Annotated in this window: 12 protein-coding genes and 2 pseudogenes; 7 read left to right on the plus strand and 7 right to left on the minus strand. The window is 67.7% G+C overall.

Annotation, left to right across the window (positions count from 1 at the left end; genetic code table 11):
• Positions 1-179: 179 nt before the first annotated feature.
• Positions 180-1,955 carry a trypsin-like serine peptidase gene (locus AC069R_RS31910; protein ID WP_478770203.1) on the minus strand — a complete coding sequence of 592 codons (1,776 nt, stop codon included), beginning with the start codon at positions 1,953-1,955 and terminating at the stop codon, positions 180-182.
• 4 nt (positions 1,956-1,959) lie between these two features.
• Between AC069R_RS31910 and AC069R_RS31915 the strand changes: the two genes are divergently transcribed.
• The 4 genes and pseudogenes from AC069R_RS31915 to AC069R_RS31930 all read left to right on the plus strand — a co-directional run bounded on the left by AC069R_RS31915 (position 1,960) and on the right by AC069R_RS31930 (position 4,615).
• Positions 1,960-2,175 (plus strand): hypothetical protein, encoded by a 216-nt coding sequence (locus AC069R_RS31915; RefSeq protein WP_478770204.1) that lies wholly within the window; start codon positions 1,960-1,962, stop codon positions 2,173-2,175.
• Positions 2,176-2,635: 460 nt separating this feature from the next.
• Positions 2,636-3,019, plus strand: coding sequence for a hypothetical protein (locus tag AC069R_RS31920; protein ID WP_478770205.1), 384 nt, complete (start codon positions 2,636-2,638; stop codon positions 3,017-3,019).
• 96 nt (positions 3,020-3,115) lie between these two features.
• Positions 3,116-3,199 (plus strand): annotated as a pseudogene (locus AC069R_RS31925) (transposase); the annotation flags it as partial.
• A gap of 324 nt (positions 3,200-3,523) precedes the next feature.
• Positions 3,524-4,615 (plus strand): SLATT domain-containing protein, encoded by a 1,092-nt coding sequence (locus tag AC069R_RS31930; RefSeq protein WP_478770206.1) that lies wholly within the window; start codon positions 3,524-3,526, stop codon positions 4,613-4,615.
• A 55-nt stretch (positions 4,616-4,670) separates the two neighbouring features.
• On the opposite strand, the pseudogene AC069R_RS31935 reads toward AC069R_RS31930, so the two are convergent.
• A pseudogene (locus tag AC069R_RS31935) lies at positions 4,671-5,141 on the minus strand (IS5 family transposase); the annotation flags it as partial.
• 115 nt (positions 5,142-5,256) lie between these two features.
• Between AC069R_RS31935 and AC069R_RS31940 the strand changes: the two are divergent.
• The gene (locus AC069R_RS31940; RefSeq protein WP_478770207.1) at positions 5,257-5,586 is read left to right on the plus strand and encodes an HNH endonuclease family protein; all 330 of its coding nucleotides are present in this window, start codon (positions 5,257-5,259) and stop codon (positions 5,584-5,586) included.
• Positions 5,587-5,741: 155 nt separating this feature from the next.
• On the plus strand, positions 5,742-6,224 hold the full coding sequence (locus AC069R_RS31945; protein ID WP_478770208.1) for a hypothetical protein: 483 nt from the start codon (positions 5,742-5,744) through the stop codon (positions 6,222-6,224).
• 22 nt (positions 6,225-6,246) lie between these two features.
• Here the strand turns inward: AC069R_RS31945 and AC069R_RS31950 are convergent, their stop codons facing one another.
• The 5 genes from AC069R_RS31950 to AC069R_RS31970 form a co-directional block, all read right to left on the minus strand.
• Positions 6,247-8,094, minus strand: coding sequence for a hypothetical protein (locus tag AC069R_RS31950; protein ID WP_478770209.1), 1,848 nt, complete (start codon positions 8,092-8,094; stop codon positions 6,247-6,249).
• 856 nt (positions 8,095-8,950) lie between these two features.
• On the minus strand, positions 8,951-9,553 hold the full coding sequence (locus AC069R_RS31955; RefSeq protein WP_478770210.1) for a hypothetical protein: 603 nt from the start codon (positions 9,551-9,553) through the stop codon (positions 8,951-8,953).
• 288 nt (positions 9,554-9,841) lie between these two features.
• Positions 9,842-11,161, minus strand: coding sequence for a UDP-glucose dehydrogenase family protein (locus tag AC069R_RS31960; protein ID WP_478770211.1), 1,320 nt, complete (start codon positions 11,159-11,161; stop codon positions 9,842-9,844).
• A 70-nt stretch (positions 11,162-11,231) separates the two neighbouring features.
• On the minus strand, positions 11,232-11,666 hold the full coding sequence (locus tag AC069R_RS31965) for an NUDIX domain-containing protein (protein ID WP_478770212.1): 435 nt from the start codon (positions 11,664-11,666) through the stop codon (positions 11,232-11,234).
• Positions 11,667-11,694: 28 nt separating this feature from the next.
• Positions 11,695-13,398, minus strand: a complete 1,704-nt coding sequence (locus tag AC069R_RS31970; RefSeq protein ID WP_478770213.1) for an asparagine synthetase B family protein — start codon at positions 13,396-13,398, stop codon at positions 11,695-11,697.
• A gap of 385 nt (positions 13,399-13,783) precedes the next feature.
• On the opposite strand from AC069R_RS31970, the gene AC069R_RS31975 reads away from it, so the two are divergent.
• Positions 13,784-15,175: a sporulation protein gene (locus AC069R_RS31975; protein WP_478770214.1), complete on the plus strand. Its 1,392-nt coding sequence runs from the start codon at positions 13,784-13,786 to the stop codon at positions 15,173-15,175.
• Positions 15,176-15,294 lie beyond the last annotated feature (119 nt).

The following is a 15,294-nucleotide window of genomic DNA, read 5'->3' on the forward strand; positions in this document are numbered from 1 at the left end:
TTCCCAGGGCTTCGGCCGAGCCACCCCACACCCCCAGATCACCAGTCCCGCAGTGATCCAATCACCCCGAAGATCATTTCGTTAGGAGTTCTTAGAGAAGGGGACGGGGTTAGCGCGACAAGAGCGGATGACGTGCTCCGCGACCGGCGCGGTCGCGGAGCACGCCGTAAGGGACCGGTTCAGGGAGCGACGAGCTGGTGCTCGGCGCCGATGCCGGGCTTGTTTCCCTCGGTGTACAGGCTCAGTTCACCGTCCGACCATCGGACAAGTGTGTCGTCTGGCCATGGGTTGTCGCTGAAGTCACCGCCGGTGACGAGCATGGCGTGTTCCCAAAGGTCGTTGGGGGCCTTCCATTTGTGCTCACCCCAGGTGTCACCGGTGCCGGTGAAGTCGTCGTACAGGGTCAATTCGCCGTCAGACCAGCGGACGACCAGATCCCAGGTGTCGCCTTGTGTGTAGTCACCGGAGCCGATCTCGACGGCATGGGTCCACAGCTTGTTGGGATTGACGACCTTGATTTCCTTGCCGAGCTTGGTCCCCGTGTTCTGGTAGAGCGTCAGTTCGCCATCGGACCAGCGCACTACGAGGTCGTCCTGCCACTTGTTTCCACCGTACCGGCCGGCGGTCACCGTGGTGGCGTGCTTCCACGTCTCGTTGGGTGCGACGATCTGCTGCTCGCCGTGGAAGCCCTTCTCGTCCACCGACGGATACAGTGTGACTTCTCCGTCCGTCCACACCACGATGAGGTCGGAACCGTTGTCACCGGTGAAGTCTCCGGCTACGACTTGCTTGGCGTGGTCTGCCCACAGCTTGTTGGGCTTCTGGACCCTGATCTCCTTGTCGAAGTAGTTCAGGCCCTTGTCTGCTCCTCGGTAGATCGTCAGCTCGCCGTCCGACCACATGACGAACATGTCCATGCGGTCGTCGGACACCGGGCCGTCCAAGGCGAAGTAGCCGGAGGCGATGTCCGTGGCGTGCTTCCATGTCGAGGCGGCGGGCAGGACGACGGGCGCCGGCTTCCTCCCGGCCACCGCGGCGTCGTAGATGCGCTTGAGGTCGCTGTCGAAGTACGAGGAGTAGGACGTGTCGTCGCTGTGGCCGCCGGTCTGCCACCCACCGGTCACACCGATGACCTTGGGGTCGTCGCCACCGATGATGAACGGGCCGCCCGAAGTGCCACGTACGTAGCCCTTGCAGTCGATCTGGGAGAAGCTCCCACCCTTCCAGCTGCCGGACGTCTCGGTGGTGAACTTCTTCATCGGTGAGGTGCAGTCCAGCGGATCCTGGTGGGGCTTGTACTGGCCGTCGTCGTCCGGGAGCCAGGGGTAACCGATGACGCGGGTCTTGGGGTGGTCGTACCCCGTTCCGTAGCCGATCGGTATCGCTCCCACCACGTCCTGGACCTGCTTGCCATCCGAACGGGGGTCGGTCTTCAGAAGGGCGAAGTCGAGGTCCGTGTAGTCGTGGTCGCCCCCCTTGCGCAGGTAACGGGGATCGGCGTAGATCTGCCCGACACGGATGGGGAAGAGCCCGTACGGCTTGGGGTCGGCCTGATGGTGCTGGGGAACGAACACGAGCTTCTTCTGCTGGTCGGTGCTGTCAAAGCAGTGCGCCGCCGTCAGCACCAAGTCCTTGCCCGGAGACGGAACGACGGTACCGGCGCAGAAGCGGTACTTCAGGTCGCTGTCCTGCCAGAAGAATGTGCCCACTTCCTTGATGCCCTCGAACGTGTGCGAGGGGGACGTACGGGTGACGGCCTTGCTGCGGATGGATGGGGTCACCTGCCCCGGCTGTGGCTGGTCTTCCTCCACCGGGACAGCCTTCGCCATGCGCTGCGGGGTCCAGAACGCGTCCAGTTCCGCTGCCAGTGTGCCGTCGTCGGCGGTACCGCTCTCGCTCGGCGATGCGTTGGGCGTGTCCGGGGCGCTCGGCGGCGTGTGGGGCGTGGAGGGCACCCCGGTGTCTGTCGAGGGCGCCCCGGTTGTGCTGCCCGAAACCGTCGGCGAGATGTCCGTCGAAGAGGAGGCGGACGGCGACGGGCTGGTAGTCGAGGTGCTCGGTGACGCTGCTGGAGTGGGCGTGGAGTCTGCCCACGCGGCGGTCGATATGAAGGTCGCCGCTATCGCGGCCGTTGCGGCCAGGCTGCGTCTCAACCTCATGCTTCCCCCATGCTGATACAGGTGCAGATGACACAAGGGCGGTGGTCAGTTCGGCCCTATGTGTGATGATCTCGGACCCTACCGACAACCCGTCTCGAACGTAAAGTAGATCCCAGAAGGGAACCAAGGAAACGCAATGCAGCTCTAACTGCGCGGATCACTGGAGACGTTGGGAGAGGAAACGGGGCATGCACGCACCCTCACGGGCACGGTCGGTCAGACTCATCGCTGCGGCAACCTTCCTATGCCTAGCCACCGTTGCCTGCGGCAGCGGCAGCGGCAGCGGCAGCGGCAGCGCGAAGCCGGAGCCCTCCGCGTCGCACACCACTGCCGAGCACGCGTACACGGCGGCGTACGCAGCAGGCTGGCGTGAGGGAAAACGGATCTTCGAAGACGGTGGCAAGGGGGCCGCGGTCCGCGAGGTGGTATGGGGAGGCTGCGTACGCCGATCTCTGACGGCCCAGCCGCACGATGTCGTGGAGAAGGACCGTGGAGCTTGGGTACTGGGCTGCCAGCAGGGGGTGGGCGCCGGACCGGACCGCCACCCGCCTGCCGGGCCGGTGACCCACCGCGAAGCCGACCCGGACCTGTCGAGCCGCTTCCGCTCCTGGGCCTCTGCGCACGGAGAAGACCAGCCGGCCCGGCACGCCGGCCAAGTGGTCCTCGTCCACCTCGGCAAACGGGACTACGACGTCGAACTCGCCAGCACCTACACCGCCGAGACAGTGAAGGCACAGGTCCGGACGCTGGCCGACGCGTTCGCGACCTGGTGGGACGGCGACGACGGCGACGGGACTGCCTGGAACCTCATCGTCACTGATCCCGCCGGACAGCGCCTGGCTACCCGCAATCTGCGCTGACCGGTTCAATGGTGACGCGCGGTCAGTCCCAACTGAGCCGCGTGAGTCGGCTCTGACCTCTATGCGGCGGTTGATCGCTCCGCTGCAGCGCAAGACCGCTGGACCCACCGCCGCGACCGCCTGCCCGACACCTACCGCGCCATCGCCATCCTCGTCTCCGACCGCACCGTCACCGCCTGAAAGCAGCCCACGACCAGGCCAAACACGCCTCACCCGCTATCACGCACCAGCTCGTTAGGAGCGGTTGTGGTCAACTCCACTGCCCAGCAGGCGGGTTACCCCCTGTTGGAAGGCGGGGCGGCGGTAGCGTGCCGTCGACCACACACCGCCGTCCTCGACCGGGAGCCACTCCGCGATGTCCGGCCTTACCGACGTGCCGCGCGAACCCGAGCCCAAGACCGCCGACAGTTACGAACCGTGGGTGGGTGCTGTCCTGCATCACCTCGCATACGAAGATCAGCGGCTGTCCGAGGCCGACATGCTCACCCCCCAGAGGAATTCGCGTTGAGCTGGGAGGGCGTAGCCGCGATTCTCTCTGCCGCCTGGAAGACCGACAGGAAAGAACTCAAATGGGCCCTATTTGTTGAAATTGCCCGACAGATCAGATACGGTGACGGCGCATACATCTTCCACCGGGAGTTTGAGGCACCTGACCGATGCAAACGGTACGTGCGACTTGAGAATATATTTTTCGCAGAATCGGATTCCACCTGGGGCGACCTCGTTGAAGAGGTAATTGAAACCCTCAAAGACCCAAAACGAGAGTACGGATGGAGCCTAGAGCCCGCTCAACAGCACGAGTACGCGAACAGTGTTATCGCCTACCGGCGGGACGTGGCGACGACGGAGCGCCGTATCCGCAGGGCTCTTCTGCCGCGGTGGCTTCGGCTGGTGCCGCTTGTGGTGATGCCGCTGGTTCTAGCAGTGCTCGGGTGGGGAAACCTGTGGCCCGAAGACGTGCCGGACGTGCGCACGTTCAACATCGTGACCATGGCGGTGGTGCTGGTCCTGGTGGTGGTGTTCCTGGTCGGGTTCTTCCTGCGGGTGAAGGACAAGGAACACGGTGTCAGGTCCGTTTTTCTGCTCCGCAGAGATCTGGAGATCATCCATGACCAGTGGATCCTGAACGCCTCAAAGACGCGCCCGACGACGGAGCGGCGTGACGGCTACCGGGAGCACCTACCGCGGGTGATAGATCGTTTGCGGCGGGATACACGGTTCTACCGGAGTATTCACAACTGGTTCCAGTGGGGGGTTTTCTTCGCGTCGGTGGGGACCACAGCGACTACGGCTTTCTGGGAGACCCCGCAGCCGGGTGGGACGATCCTGATCGTGTTGGGGTCTTTCCTGGCATTCGCCACCGCGGTGACGGGCTATTTCAAATTCCGTGAGCGGGCATACAACCTTCAGCAGACCGCCGACCAGGTAGAGCAGCACGCCACGGCCTTCGATTTGGGGATTGCGCCGTACGCGGATGCGGACGCGGCGGTGAACCTGGAGCGGTTCGCGGAGAACGTGGAGACGCTCCGGATGGAGCAGCGCAAGCGGGAACAACAGTTGGAACAGCCGCATCAGGGGCAGGCCGACGTCATCTGACCGGCAGCAGGACGGCCAACCCGAACGACACGGCGCCTCGCGCGCGGCGGACCCTGTCGTACAGGTTGGCGCCGGAGATGCCCAGCGACAGCGGCACGCCGTTTCGGTCGGTGGTGAGGTGGATTTTCGGCCCCGGCTTGCCGCGGTCGGTCGGATTCGGTCCCGTCAGTGGCCCCCTTTTGCCGCCCGGACGCTGAGGAGTCGATCGCGCACCGCGACCAGTCCAGCTCACCCCGAGCGCCGAGTTCGTCGAGGATGATGCGGTGCAGTCGGGCCCACACGCGATCCGGCTCCACTGGGCGAACCGTCGGTAGACCGTGGGCCAGGCCGGCCCGAACACCGGCGGCAACTGCCGCCAAGTACAGCCCGAAGTGGCCACGAAGATGGTCGCCGCCAGGCATTCGCGGTTCCCGGCCCGGCGGCGGCCGCCACCCTGTGGGCGAGTGACCTCCGTCGGCGGGACCACCCGCCGAAACAGCGTCCACAACTCGTCCGGCACCAACCGCTCACCAGATCCGTCATGCACGGCTCAACGAGCGATCACACCATCAGAAACGCCGTCTTAGAGGTCGTTTTTCTCTTGAGTGTGGGGATCTGTGTTGTTTTCTTCCGCCTGTCGATGTGCTGCTGGTGAGGCTGTGGTGGCGGTCCGGCATGGTGGTGCTGGCGGTGTCACGGCCAACTCGGGCGCCTACGACTGGACCGTGGCCGTGCGGGAGGCCTACGCCAACGACCTCGGAGACCCGCGGGCGTTGATCGCGGTGTCGGCTGCGTCGAATCGGTCGAAGGCGGACCAGGACCCCACCACGTGGCTGCCGCAGGCTGCCGGTTACCGGTGCACGTACGTATCGGACTGGGTGGCGGACAAGGCCCGTTGGGGCCTGACCGTCGACGAGGGCGAGCGCGAGGCCTTGGCCGACCAGCTCGACCAGTGCCCCAACGCTCCGATCACCGTGACGCTGGCCCGGTAGCGGACCTGTCGACCGGCCGCCGTCAAGCGTGGGGTGGAGTGCACGCTCCACCGTTGTGCGGGCGCGCACGGGGCCCGCGCGAACGCCGCGCGGAAACCCCGACACCAGACGGACCCGTACGCGGCGTCGACGGTGGAACCCGGCGCGTCGACCTGATGCTCTCTGCAGAAAGCCATGAACACGACCGCGTACGGCACCTTGTGATCGAGCTCAAAGCTCCTTCCGTAGACGCCGACCGTGACCAGGCCAACCAGGTCGACGACTACATGCAGGCTGTCCTGAAGGAGCCGCGCTTCGCCAACGTCGAAACCACCTGGGACTTCTACCTGGTCGTCCGCTCGATCTCGGACAGGCTCAAGCCCGCCGTCCGCCAGGCCAACAAGCCCGAAGGCCTCTACAGCGAACCAACCCAGTACGACCACGCCAGCGTTCGCGTGTGGGTGCGCACCTGGTCCGAAATCCTGCACGAAGCCAAGCAACGGCTGGAGTTCGTCAAAAACGGCATCGACCACAATCCTTCCCTAGAACAGGCTCTCGCCTACCTTCGGCACCGCCACGGCGACCTCATCCCCGACCAGCTGCGTCAGCCGACTGCCGTTCCCTCACCGCGGGGGACAGCGCACCATCCAGCCGTCTGAGGCAGCACGCGGGCGAATACACCTAGACCGCGCTGGTCTCGCGCGGGGGCAGGCCAGGGATCACGCCATCGGTCAGATTGGTGCGGATCTCCCGGACAGCCGGCCCCGGTGTGCCGCGGAGTTCGTTGCAGGCGATGATGACCTGTCCTCCAGCTCCCGAGGGATCTTCGAAGGTGGCGAGGTCGGTGAGGCCATCGAGGAGCGCGTTGGCGCTGCGCTGGTCTTCCGGGCCGTCGCCCAGGCCGGTGAATGGGCCGTCCACGATCAGGAACTGGGGGACTGGCATGGCCGGCACCTCCCGGGCGGTATCGCGCAGTGCCAGCAGGACGCTGACGTTCGCGCGGGTCATTGCGTGCCCGGCAACGACCCGGGAGTCGAACGACTTTCCGTTGATGGTGACGGAGAAGTCCTCCGCGCTGATGGAGACCGTGTTGACCTCGGGGTCACACGCCCGCAGTCGGCGCAGCGCATGACGCGACCACCGGTCGGTCGCCTGCTTGACCATCAGATCGGTGTCCTGGCGGGCGGTGGTGTAAGCGGCTTTCGCGATCTCCGCAGTCTTCTTCAGCTCAGGCAGCCGCTCGCGTAGTTCCGTCAGCTCCGCGACCTCACGCAAGTGTTCCGCGTTCTGCTCCAGCCGCGCGGCCAGCTCCCGTGCCGCTGCTTCGGCCTCGACCACGACCTGCTGCTGCGGCGCGATCACATCCTGCGTGAACGCACGCACCGCGGCCGCCGCCTCCACGACAACCCGGTCGGCGTCAGTGACCCGTCCGCGGGCCTCCTCCGCCGCCTGCGCCGCACGCCGGGCCGCTTCACGCGCCTGCTCAGCGGCCTGCTGCGCCTGGGACATCCGCCGCGTGAACTCCTCGGCACGCTGACGGCGCTCAGGGTCGAAACGCCGGCACACGGGACAGTCGTCCTCCGACAGCCCCGTCAGATCCAAGGGCCGTACGCACCTGGGACACAGGCTCGGATCGGAGGCTGCCTCCCGCAACCCGGCCAGACGTCCCCTTGCCTCGGCCGCGGCCGCTTCCAGAACCCGCGCCGTACGCTGACGGTCATCGGCCGCCGCGCCTGCGGCCCGCCAAGCCTCCTGCGCCGCGGCCACCTTCTGCTCCAGGGCGCTGAGCTGGCTTTGCAGCCGGCTCAGCTCCGCCGCGGCCTTCTGCGCCTTCAACGCCTCCTGCTGGTGCTGCGCGGCCCACTGCTCACCGCGGCGCTGCAGGTCCTCGACGGACGGCAGGTCACGCTCCTGCCGCTCACGAAGAATCCGTTTGATCCGGTTCTTCGCCGACCGCCACTCCTTCGTCCTGGCCTCGTCCTCTTGGCGCAGCGCGTCGACCTTCTCGTCGTCGGCCCCCAGCAGCACACGTCCCACCGCCGTGCGCTCCTCCTTGCTCTGCCCGCCGAGGTAGACGTTCGGGAGGTCGCGCTGGCGCGCGTAGAACCATGACACGAGCTTGTCCAAGGTCACGCGCGTACGTCCCGCGCCCAACCGGGGGATCTCAAGCAGATCCTGGAACACATCGGCCGCCGACCGCTGTGAATCACTGCGCTTGACCGGATGACGCTCCGAAATACCCAACGTGCCACGTGCGAAGACCACGTCCTCTTGCCGGCCCTCCGTACTGCGGACGACCTCCCACAGCTCCCCACCGATCCGGGCGACGAACCCGACACGGCTACACATCGACACGGCATCCATTACCTTGGCATGCTCAACCCCCAGCACCCACCACACCGATTCCAGCACCGTGCTCTTGCCCGACGAGGTCACTCCCGTCAGCGCGGGCAGAGGGGCATCAAGCCTCACCTCGTGCTTCACCCCGTCGACCTCGAACAAAAAGCACTCGATGCTGAGTGTGACCACCCGATACCTCCCGCGACTCGGCAGCGCTTCAGCGCTCGTAGTGGGTAACGACACACGGCCGCCCGGGTGACGTGTCGCCGCACACCTGCCAACAGACCGACGTCGGTGTTGCGTCAGCTGTCCGAGATGCGAGACCCGTCTAGGTCGACTTGCGGCGCCCCTCAGCCTCACGCGTGATCTTGTTGACAAGATCCCAGAACGGACCTGCCGGGCCCGCACCAGCAGCGAACCCAGGCCGGGGCGCGGCACCGACACCAAAGATCTGACCGATGCGGGCCTCCCAGCACCTCCGGCACTGGCAGTCCCCTGCTGCATGAGTCGGACAGACTCGGTCAGCCGTCTCACAGACCAGCGCGGCCAATTCCTCCGCCCGTCCCTTCCACTGTGCCTCGCCCGAACGAGCAGCCGACGCCTCTTGCTCCGCCCGCCGCCGCGCGCCGATCAGCGCCCAGTCAGGGCCACCTCCGCCGTAGTAACTCACCGCTCACTCCCGCTCGTCCCGACGCCATGTCCCCTCACGAGACAACGCCCCCACCAGCAGCAAGACACGCAACGGTGAGCAGACGCTGACTGCCGCGCTCGACTTCCCTGTCAAGTCCAGCGTGTTGAAATCTTGGGGCGTCCTCGGATCTGGTCGGGCGCGCGAGGGCTTCTAGCTGACGACGTCGAGCACACGTCCTCGGATCTTGCGCTGCTCGACGTGGAGGTGGGACAGCCGGAGTTCTCCGATGGCGGTGGTTCTGGCGAGTTTGCGGGTTTGCCAGAACAGTCTCACCCACTCCGGGTGGGTGATTTCCCAGAGATAGGTGGCGAGGTTTTCGCGTAGGAGTTTAGTGAGCTTCTTGCGGGCGGCTGACTACCGGGTCATGTAGTCACTCGTGTCGTAGGCGTCCAGCGCGGCCCAGGCCGTCTTGGCTCGGCTTTCGAGCAGCAGTGCCGTGTCCTCCACTGAGCGCCCGGTGACCTCGGCCGTGCGGCGGATGATGGCTCCTGCGTAGTAGGCGAGGGCGACGATGAAGTCCATGGAAGTGGCGAAGCCGTACTTGCCGTCGATCTCGAACAGAACCTCGTCCATGCCGGGCTTCGTGCCGGGCTCGAAGATGGGCCGCAGCATGGCGGGGATGTATCCCCAGACCACGTCCCCGCTCGGCAGAGACTTGTTGAGAGCGGTGTCGGTGGCGTGATTGGCGGAGAACTGCTCCAAAAGCTCCAGCTCGTTGAGCGGGCTCAGCTCGGCGAACATGGTGGTCGCCTCGGCGGCCGTGGAGGCGAGGTCCATGACGAGCCGCTGAAGTCCCTCATGGGCGAACTGCTTGTGGCAGTCGGAAAGGACCGCGATCTCCGGGGCTTCCCTGCGCGGCCGCCCCTCGCGCTCGACCTCGATCATCCCGGCTCGGATCATCGGCATGACATAACCGGTGGGCCTGTCGAACGTCAGTCCTGCGGTGGGGGTGGCCATGAACCCCTGCGGTGGGGGTGGCCATGAACCGCTCCTGTCTCGGCAGCCTTGGCCGTCGCGGCTTGTTGGTTTTCTGCCGACCCATCGGCATCTCCCTCGCTCGGGCCGTCCTTGACCGGGCCAACGAACAACATCCTGGTGCGTCGTTCCCCCGATCGGATGCCATTCGCGAGGCCAGTCCGCTCCTGCCGTGTCCCTTTCTGTCCCTTCCTGGTGTTGCGGGGAAGGGGCTCACGGGCCCGTGACCGGGGACATTGCCTGGGTGGGCCCGTGAGGACGACCAGGGACTCAGACCTGTCCCAGGGCCCGGGCGATCCAGCCTGCCTCGCGCCACTGGGTGGTGTTGAGGGTGCCGCGGGCGTCGATGACCTTGGGGCTGTTGGTGCGGGCGGCGAGTCGCCTGGGGTCGATGTGGGAAAACTGCGGCCACTCGGTCAGGTGCAGGAGGAGGTCGGCGTCCTGGACGGCGGCGATGGGGTCCTCGACGTAGTCGAGCTCGGGGTGGAGCTTGCGGGCGTTGTCGAGAGCCTTGGGGTCGGTGACGGTGACGGTGGCGCCGAGGTCGTGGAGGGCCTGGGCGACGGCGAGGGCGGGCGAGTCGCGGATGTCGTCGGTCTCGGGCTTGAAGGAGGCGCCCCAGACGGTGATCCGCTTGCCGCGCAGGTCGGTGCCGAGTTCTTCGCGGGCGAGGTCGATGACGCGCTGGCGGCGGCGGGCGTTGACGGCGGCAGCTTCGCGGAGGAGGCCGGCGGCTTCGCCGGCGTCGAGTTCATCGGCGCGGGTGATGAAGCCTGCGAGGTCCTTGGGCAGGCAGCCGCCGCCGAAGCCGAGGCCGGGCCGCATTCCGCGGCGGCCGATGCGGATGTCGTGGCCGAGGATGTCGGCGAGCTCGGCGACGTTGGCGCCGGACTTCTCGCAGACTTCGGCCATCGCGTTGATGAAGGAGATCTTGGTGGCGAGGAAGGAGTTCGCGGCGCCCTTGGCGAGTTCGGCGGTGGCCCAGTCGGTGACGATCGTCGGCGTCCCCGCTTCGATGAGCTTCTCGAAGCACTGCCGCAGCACGGCCTCGGCCCAGGAGTGCTCGGACTCGAAGCCGAGGACGAGCCGGTCGGGGCGGAGGGTGTCCTCGATGGCGAACGACTCGCGGAGGAACTCCGGGTTCCAGGCGACCTCAACCCGGTCGCCGGCAGGCGCGAACTCGTGGAGGAGATCGTGGACGCGGGGTGCGGTGCCGACCGGGACGGTCGACTTCACCGCGACGACGGCCGGGGTCTTCAGGCGGGGCGCGAGCTGTCGGACTGCGGAGAAGAGGTGGTCGAGGTCGTAGGCGTGCTCGCCGGGCTTCTGCGGGGTGCCGACGCCGATGAAGTGCAGGTCGCCGAAGGCGGCGGCCTGCGCGTAGGAGGCGGTGAACTTCAGGCGGCCCGAGGCGGTGTGGCGGGCCAGCATCCCATCGAGATCACGCTCGTGGAACGGGGCCTTGCCGGAGTTCAGGATCGCGACCTTGTCCATGTCGCAGTCCATGCCGAGGACCTCGTGGCCGAGTTCGGCCATGCAGGCCGCGTGTGTGGCGCCGAGGTAGCCGCAGCCGATCACCGTGAGCTTCATGAACGGGGGTTCCTTCCGAGGTGGGCCGCCCTGGCGGCCCACCTGGGCCCCGTCCGTGAGGGCGGGGTGCTCAGGTCGGCCGGGCGGCCAGATAGCGGTCGATGCCGTAGCGGATGAACGGCGGGATCGTGAGGATGTCGAGGTGTTCGGGGGCGAAGAACTGGAGCTTGACGCCCTCCGCGAGGGGCAGCGTGGTCTCGTCGCCGTCCCAGGAAGCGGTGAAGAACGTGATCACCTGGCCGGAGCCGTAGCGGTCGCGGATCTCGAACAGCTCGGTGAGGTCGTCGACGGCCAGGCCGGCTTCCTCGTCGAGTTCGCGGACGATCGCGGCGGCCGGGTCCTCGCCCAGATCGCAGCCGCCGCCCAGGACGCTCCAGTGGTCCGGCCAGACGATGCCGGGAAGGTCGTCACGCAGGTGGAGGAGGAGTTCGCCGCGGCGGTTGGCGATGATCGCGACCGCTCCGCGGGCGGTGGCCGGGCTGTCGGCAGTGGTGTCCTGGTGCATCCGGACACCGTAGTGAGGCGGGGGATCGTCATGCGGCAGCCCTCACTGCCTGGTCGCAAAACCAGGCCGCTGCCATGAGGGCCTGCATCCGAGTGCGGTCGAACCGCCCGCCAGGCTTCAAGCCGCCCTCCAGCAACGGCCGCATCGCGGCTGGGGCCTCCGCCAGGGCGGTGTGGATCTGGGCGTCCGCCCAGGCCGCCAGCGGCCCGTTCAACCAGGCGGGGACCGGGGAGGCGAAGCCGAGCTTGTCCCGGCTGCCCCAGACCTCCCGCGGCAGGCCCAGGGCCTTCGCGGCGTCCCGCAGGATCCGCTTGCCCTCGGCCGGATGGGCGATCTTGTGCTCGGCCGGCAGCCGCCAGGACAGCTCGACCAGGTCGCGGGCCAGGTAGGGGGACCGGCGTTCGAGCGCGTAGGCGGAGGCGAGCTTGTCGCTGGTCATCACCAGCGGCCGCCAGGCCGTGGCCAGGTCGGCGAGGGTAAGGCTGCGGGCCAGGTCCCCGCCGGCCTTGTCCATGACCGTGGCGATGAGGTCGCGGATCCGCCCCTCGGAGTCGGGACCGCGCAGGACGAGCCGGGTCACCGCCTCCGCCGGATCCAGCTCGTCTCCGGCGGTGTGCATGAGCTTCGCGGCCAGCGGCCGGTAGGCGTCCATCCCCGCGGCCAGGACGGCATCCGGGCCGAACAGGACCAGAGAGTGACGGACGTAGCCCATCAGGAACTCGTCCGGCCCCAGCCCGCCGATGGCGACTTTCAGCCCGAGGTCGGCGATCTTCCGGTAGGCCATGTACTCGGAGAACGTGGACGCGTTGCCCATCGGGTAGTCGAGCGCGGACGACATGTGCGGCAGGGCCTTGGCGAAGTCGAGGTGGTCCGGCTCGACCACCACGAGCTCGGCGCCGATGTCGGCCGCGATCCTCGCGGCGATCACGGACTCATCCAGCCGGTCCTGTCCCCGGTAGCGGACGGTGACGCAGACCGGCGGCCGCAGCAGGTAGGCCAGCACGGAGGAGTCCAGCCCACCGGAGAGTAAGAGCGCGAAGTCGCAGCCCGGGGCCCGCAGGGGAACCTGCTCGGCCAGGACCACGGAGAACTCCGCCAGGGCCTCGGCATAGGTGCCGGGAAACGGCTGCCGGTCCTCAAGGCGCCAGTAGACGTGCTGGTCCAGCGAGCCGGTGGCGACATCGAAGGACAGCAGGGTGGCCGGGGCCAGCAGCTGGATCCCCTGGAAGGGGGTGTCGACGCCGACCGGCGTCTCGAGCGCCAGCACCTCGGGCCGCAGGACCAGCGGGGCGGTGCCGTAGCCGGTCAGGGTGGTGACCTCGCTCGCGAACGCAAGCCGGCCGCCGTCCAGGCGCCAGTAGAGCGGCTTCTCACCGAGCCGGTCCCGCGCCAGGAACAACTTCCCGGCCCGCGGGGCATAGACCGCCAGGGCGAACATGCCGTCCAGCCCGTCCAGGCAGGACGGGCCGAGTTTGGACCAGGCCCGCAGCACAAAGTGCGCGTCCGTGTCACGAGGACCCAGCGCGATGCCCCAGGCCTTCGCCTGCTGACGGTAGTTGTAGATCTCGCCGTTGAAGGCCAGCAGCACCCCGCTCTCGCGGTCGAGGTAGGGCCCCGGCGCCGCCTGCAGGTCGACGATCAGCAGCGTGTTCATGGCCAGCACCGCCCGGCCATCGACCGCAGCGGCGTGCATGGTGCCGTCCGGGCCGCGGTGGGCCTGCGAAGCGCCCATCGCGCCGACCGTGCGCTCGTGTCGGACGGCATCCGCTCCGGCCAGCCCTGCGATTCCGCACATATCTGGTTCACCCCCGAGTGTGGTGATGCCTTGGCGGCGGCCGCCGCCGGAAGGAGATCTGTTCCGGTCCCGGCGGCGGCCTGGGCTCTCATCACAGCCGCCCGCGAAGATCGCCGGGAGGGCTCGCAGGGGGGCTCACAACTCGCAAAGGCGGTTCGCGGCCGGGCCAGGAGGAATATCGTCAGTAACCCACCGCGGACCATGTACGACTCTCCGTCCCCAGTCGAGTACGGATTCCTCGTGCTCCACCGAGTACAGACATACGTGCTCAACTGCCTGTCCGAGTCGTGCATGGTGCCGCCTGCCGGCAAGGGAGAAGGTCGTGGCATCGACCACCCGCCGGACCCGTCCGCCCAACGCGGACCTGGCCCGGCTCATCGAAGCCAGCGGCGCGAGCCACAAGTCCCTGGCTCTGCGCGTCAACCAGCTCGCCCACCATGCCGGGATAGAGACTGACTATTCGCATACGTCCGTGGCGAACTGGTGCCGCCGTGGGATGACGCCGAAGTGGCCGGTCCCGACGCTGTTGGCGCAGGCCATCGGTGAGAGGCTCGGCCGGCCGGTCTACCTGGACGAGATCGGTATGGGCGAGGCGGAGACAATCGACGCGGATGTGGGGTTGGATTTCCCGCGAGACCCCGCTGACGCCGTCCGCGTCGCCACTTCGTTCTGGAGCTCCGTGAACCGCCGCGACTTTCTGGCCGGATCCGGCTTCGCCGCCTCCGCCTTCACCACCCCCGTCACCCGATGGCTCGTCACCCCTGCCGACGAGACCGCCGATCACACCGGCGGCGGGCAGGTCGGTCGGGCCGACCTCGACGAACTGCGCGAGGCCGCCGACGACGCCCGCCGCTGGGACTCCAAATACGGCGGCGGGAACTGGAAGGCCAACTCCGTCACGCACTGTCTGGACCACCGCGCGGGCCCGCTGCTGCGGGGCAGCTTCTCGGACGACATCGGCCGCGAACTCTTCTCCGTGACCGCCGAGTTGTCCCGGCTCGCCGGGTGGACGGCATTCGATGTCGGTCAGCATGATGCAGCCCAGCGGCACTTCATCCAGGCCCTCCGCCTCGCCCGCGCCGGCGGGGACGTGCAGCTGGGCTGCTATGTGCTGACCACCATGGCCATGCAGACCCTCATGCGGGGCTTCGCGTCCGAGGCAGTGGACATGGCCCAGGGCGCTTTCGAGCGGGCCAAGGGGCAGGCCACCCCCAGGGTGCTGGCGTTCACCAAGCTCATCGAGGCCCGAGCCCACGCCCGCCAGAAGGACGCCAGGGCCGCTTCACGGGCCCTCGCGGCATCCGAGGACCTCCTGAGCCAGGCAGAGGCTTCCAGCGGCTCAGAGCCGGCGTGGATCGACTTCTATCACTATGCCCGCCTCTCCGCGGACGCCGCCGAGGTCTTCCGCGACCTGAAGAACCCCAAGGCCGCCCTCGGCTGGAACAAGCAGGCCGCCGCGATGCCGACCGGGGTGTTCACCCGGTCCGTCGGCATGCGGCTCGCCATCGTCGGGACCGCCCATCTCCAGGCCCGCGACCTCGACCACGGCCTCGAACTCGGCAACCGGTCCGTCGACATCCTCGCCCGCGTCCAGTCCTCCCGGGCCAAGGACTACGTGGCCGAGTTCAACGCGGCTCTGGCCCCCTGGCGCCGGGAACCGGCCGTGCGCGAGTTCATCCATCGGACCCGCAAGGAGTTCGGCGTCGCCGCCTGAGCACCCCTGAACGTCACAGCCTCAGCCTGGGGACGGAGGCATCGGCTGTCCGGGCAGCACCCGCAGGCGGCCGCGCGGCGCGGTGAGCTCGGTCCGCAGCTGCTGGTTCTCCAAGGCAG

The organism is Streptomyces sp. NPDC043952 (assembly GCF_056435325.1).